Below are 253 nucleotides of genomic sequence, written 5' to 3'. Positions count from 1 at the left end.
CCCGCCTGGCGCGCCATGCCGCCCGCCAAGCGCGCTCAGGTCATGTATCGCTTCAAGACATTGCTGGAACGGGATGCTCAGGAAATCTGCGCCCTGATCAGTGAAGAGCACGGCAAGGTGCTCGACGACGCCATGGGCGAACTCAAGCGCGGCATCGAGAACGTCGAATATGCCTGCGGCGTGCCGGAGCTGCTCAAGGGCGAGTATTCCCACAATGCCGGGCCGAGCATCGACACCTGGTCCAACCATCAAC

At 62.5% G+C, this 253-nt stretch carries 1 protein-coding gene; it reads left to right on the top strand.

The window, feature by feature from the left end; genetic code table 11:
* On the top strand, positions 1 to 253 hold a 253-nt coding region (locus R0J88_RS21865; protein ID WP_410901156.1), incomplete at both ends, for an aldehyde dehydrogenase family protein.

The organism is Pseudoalteromonas sp. SIMBA_162 (genome assembly GCF_046535955.1).
Classification (GTDB): Bacteria; Pseudomonadota; Gammaproteobacteria; order Enterobacterales; family Alteromonadaceae; genus Pseudoalteromonas; species Pseudoalteromonas marina.
Note: the sequence above shows the minus strand (reverse complement) of the source record. Positions and strands in the feature narration are given on the sequence as shown.